This window comes from Bacillus sp. JJ1127 (assembly GCF_036965845.1).
GTDB lineage: Bacteria > Bacillota > Bacilli > Bacillales > Bacillaceae_G > Bacillus_A.
This window is the reverse complement of the sequence record NZ_JBALQK010000234.1, coordinates 1-3,861: the sequence shown is the minus strand read 5'-3', so window position 1 is coordinate 3,861 and position 3,861 is coordinate 1. Positions and strand designations below refer to the sequence as shown.

The 3,861-nt window shown below is 34.3% G+C and carries 5 protein-coding genes; 2 read left to right on the top strand and 3 right to left on the bottom strand.

Going from position 1 to position 3,861, the window contains the following annotated elements; translation table 11 throughout:
- Positions 1-29 precede the first annotated feature (29 nt).
- A complete protein-coding gene (locus tag V7183_RS20720) occupies positions 30-1,130 on the top strand; it encodes a phosphodiester glycosidase family protein (protein ID WP_335360682.1) in 1,101 nt (366 codons plus the stop codon).
- A gap of 87 nt (positions 1,131-1,217) precedes the next feature.
- Here V7183_RS20720 and V7183_RS20715 read toward each other — a convergent pair whose 3' ends face one another.
- The 3 genes from V7183_RS20715 to V7183_RS20705 form a co-directional block, all read right to left on the bottom strand.
- Positions 1,218-1,835 carry an acetate uptake transporter gene (locus V7183_RS20715; RefSeq protein WP_335360681.1) on the bottom strand — a complete coding sequence of 206 codons (618 nt, stop codon included), beginning with the start codon at positions 1,833-1,835 and terminating at the stop codon, positions 1,218-1,220.
- 68 nt (positions 1,836-1,903) lie between these two features.
- The gene (locus V7183_RS20710) at positions 1,904-2,320 is read right to left on the bottom strand and encodes an NUDIX hydrolase (RefSeq protein ID WP_335360680.1); all 417 of its coding nucleotides are present in this window, start codon (positions 2,318-2,320) and stop codon (positions 1,904-1,906) included.
- On the bottom strand, positions 2,317-2,658 hold the full coding sequence (locus V7183_RS20705) for an ASCH domain-containing protein (protein WP_335360679.1): 342 nt from the start codon (positions 2,656-2,658) through the stop codon (positions 2,317-2,319). Before V7183_RS20705 ends, V7183_RS20710 begins: the two co-directional genes overlap by 4 nt.
- Positions 2,659-2,911: 253 nt before the next feature.
- On the opposite strand from V7183_RS20705, the gene ric reads away from it, so the two are divergent.
- Positions 2,912-3,619, top strand: coding sequence for an iron-sulfur cluster repair di-iron protein (ric, locus tag V7183_RS20700; RefSeq protein ID WP_335360678.1), 708 nt, complete (start codon positions 2,912-2,914; stop codon positions 3,617-3,619).
- Positions 3,620-3,861: the final 242 nt, after the last annotated feature.

Here is a 3,861-nt window from a genome sequence, read left to right as displayed (position 1 = left end):
TCAAATTTAAATAATGAGGGGTCTTTACGATGAAGAAATATTTTATTAAATTTTTTAAAGTATCCTCCATTTTGGTATTGTTGTTGTTAGTAATAGGTGCTGTCATTTTATTTGGCACTTCATACGGACATAAATTACGTGTAATTGCTGCTGAAAGTATTTTAACTTCACAACATCCGCAGTATGCAAAAATCACATTGTTGTCCGATAAAGAGTTAAACGATATTTCGCAATCCATTACAAATCCAAAATGGGAAAATAGTGCGTTTTCCAATTCCTTAAAACTTTCAAAACAAGAGTTGGAAAGGAGAAAGCATTTACCGCTTAATGTCTCAATTGAAACAATTAAAAAGAAATATAGCGATCATTATTTTGAAGGAAAATTGATGACAATTAGCAATCCATTAAACGTAAAACTTGTAACACAAAAAGGTTCACAAGGAAAAGATGTGGGTGAGAAAATTTATGTAATGGCTAAGCGTAACCATGCGTTAGCTGCTGTAAATGCAAGTGGCTTTTGGGATGAAACCGGTCATGGTGGTGGTAAAACCGGTATTGGTATTGTTATTGAAAATGGTCAAGTCATCAATACACCAAAGGATATCAACACTCCAACTCTCATTACTGGACTGACAAAATACGGTCAAATGGTTACAGGGGATTATTCTGCTGAACAATTATTAAATAAAAATGTTGTTTCTGCAGCTGGGTTCATGCCACAACTTATTGTAAATGGAAAAAAAATGATTACAAATGATGGTGGATGGGGATATGGTCCTCGAAGTATTATGGCCCAGAAAAAGGATGGATCTATTATGTTTTTCATCATAGACGGAAGACAGACACATAGTATCGGGGCTTCTTTAAGAGACTGCCAAGACATTCTCTATGAAAAAGGTGCAGTAAACGCGATGGCAATGGATGGTGGTTCATCCGCGACATTATATGCACTAGGAGATATTTTAAATATTCCTTCTACCTTATCTCATCAATCTCGATATTTACCGAGCGCTTGGGTTGTAACTGCTAACCAAAATCAAAAAGTACATGTGACCATCGATGGGAATCCAGCAAGTTCAGAAAAAATCGCTAAAGTAGTTGGACCAACCGCTATAGCTCTTAACAAATAAAGATGGTTAAACGTACACTTTTGTTAGCCTTACTTTCACAATTGAAAAAAGCACGAATGATTCGATGAATCATTCGTGCTTTTTATCTTATTTTTTAAAAATACCAAATGGTTTCCCTACTGGTAATACAACTTTTCCAAAATGTGTATTTAACACTGCAGCTGCTGAACCATAGAAAGATAATAGTGAGATACATAATTCAGAGTATGCTGCTACATTATGCATTGCATGTGGCATAACACCTAAAGTACTTAATGAAAGACCGATAAATAAGAAATCAATAAGGACAAAAATCATAAATAATACTTTATGTGTTTCCATTGCGCCAATTGTCATGAAGATCGTAAAGATTAGGTATCCAATAAAGGCTACACCAAGTTGCTTTGGATCTGCAGATTGTGCTAATTTTTCACCAAATACTCCAAGTTGAATTAACCAAGACGTTCCAACACCTAACCAAAATAGGCCATACGCACCGAAAGCAGTTGTACCGAACGTATTGTTATGCTTTGCATCGTGAATGCATGCAAAGAGTTGTGCAAATCCTCCTAAAAAGATTGCCCATGGCAATACAAGTGAAACACCATCTGTTAAACCTAACTTTTGTGTTGATGCTACAAGTGTTACCATTGCTAATCCAAATAGACCAATTCCAGATGGATCTGCTGTTGTCATTTTTACATGATGTGTAGTTTGATTACTCATAAAAACCTCCTGATTTTGAACACATACCTGAATACAATACTGAAATCAGAAGGCTATGTCAATGGTTTTTATTGTATGTTGTCAGACCTCTCTTTTTTATAACAATGAACGATACATTCTGCCACTTTATAGGACTTTATATTCAAATTTAATAGCTCTTTCATCGAGACCCATATCGGAACGTATTGTCCCCTGTCCGTCTTCGTAAATTCTTCTGCTTTACCGCTACCGAAAACACCGTCCATAATACGGGCTTTGTAGAAGAACTGCAATCCATGATATTCATCCGTTGTAACGAGTCTTTCAATTTCAATATGCACTCCTAGTTCTTCATAAACTTCACGTATCGTTGCCTCTTCAGGTGTTTCATCTTCTTCAATTCCTCCACCTGGAAATACAAAGTACACTTCATGGTTTCGAATACGTTTTATAAGAGCAATCTTTTCCTCCTGTATAATAAGAGCTGCACCACGATTTCGAATCATGCTATGACTTCAATCCCAATAGCAATTGTTCCCCACTTTTGCTCTTGTTCTTTTGTGTATATTTCATATGTACTTGCTAGCATCTCTTCTAAACTCCAGTTTGCGCAGCCCAGCAACTCTTTATCAATCTCTTCATACATCTGCTGAAATGTTGTATAGCATTTCAACTCCGTTACCTTTACGCAAATTGTTTCTTTTGTTGTTAGATTTGTAAATTCAATCTCATCGTCTTTTTGTATATTCTGACGTTTCTTATCATATAAGCGTACTTCAAATACTTTTTTTCCAGATTGGATAGATTGAAAAGGCTCGTTATATAGCCCCATTTTATGCTTCATTTCCTCACCGCCTTAATTTATTATACCATGAGTACCTACAACCCTTTTTTGTTTATTACTGAAAATTCAGATGAATTTATTCAATATGTTTTTCAAAAGAAAGATGATCACCACTACTTTCCAAGCTGAAAAATTTCTCCCATCATGGACAAAACATTCATGAATTCTCCATTATATTTGTGATTATAATCACTTCCCCCTCTTTCCTAAGCCATTATGCTTAAAACATACGAATAACAGAGGAGTGATTTATATGACTATACCTTTTACTAAGACATCTATTGTAGGTGAAATTGTTACTGTTTTTCCACAATCGAGTGACTTGTTTAAAAAGTACCGCATTGATTTTTGTTGTGGAGGAGACAAAACAATTGAAGTAGCAACACAAACAAAAGAAATTTCATCTGACGAACTTTTAAAAATATTAAACCAACAGTACACTTTATATAAATCGAACAATAATGAATCTACAAACTGGAGTGAAGTTAATCTTTCTACACTAATTGATCATATTATTGAAAAACATCATCGCTTTATTCAAGAAGAATTACCACAACTTAGTCCATATGTAACAAAGGTTTTTCGCGTACATGGTCAAACAGAGTCGCATTTAAGTATCGTTCATCGACTTTTTCATGAACTAAAATTAGAACTTGAACAACATATAATGAAAGAAGAAGCTCTTGTATTCCCACTCATCAAAACATACGAGCAAAATCCGACTGAAGAAAATTTAGTTTTGGCAATTGAAAGACTTGAAGAATTAGAACAAGAGCATGATAAAGCTGGCGATCTTATAAAAGAATTACGAATCATTACAAATGATTTTACTCCTCCAGAACATGCATGCCGCACATATCGTATGGTCTATAATCGTCTAGAAGATTTTGAATCTGATTTATTTCAGCACGTGCACCTTGAAAATAATATTTTATTCAAACGATTACTTTCTTTAAAATAAACAAAAACGCTCCTCACAAGAGGAGTTTTTTGTTTATTTTAAAGGGTTTGAGGCACCAACATAATAAAAATTTCCACCAATGTTCGTAATAAGTAAAAAAACAGGCTGTTATGGACAGTAATAATTCCATTTTCATAAACAAATATTCTATACTATACACATGGACAAATCATCCAAACCAATTTGTTAAAAAATGCTATATACATCCATTTTAATTTTTCGGCATCTAACTCCCTGCTATG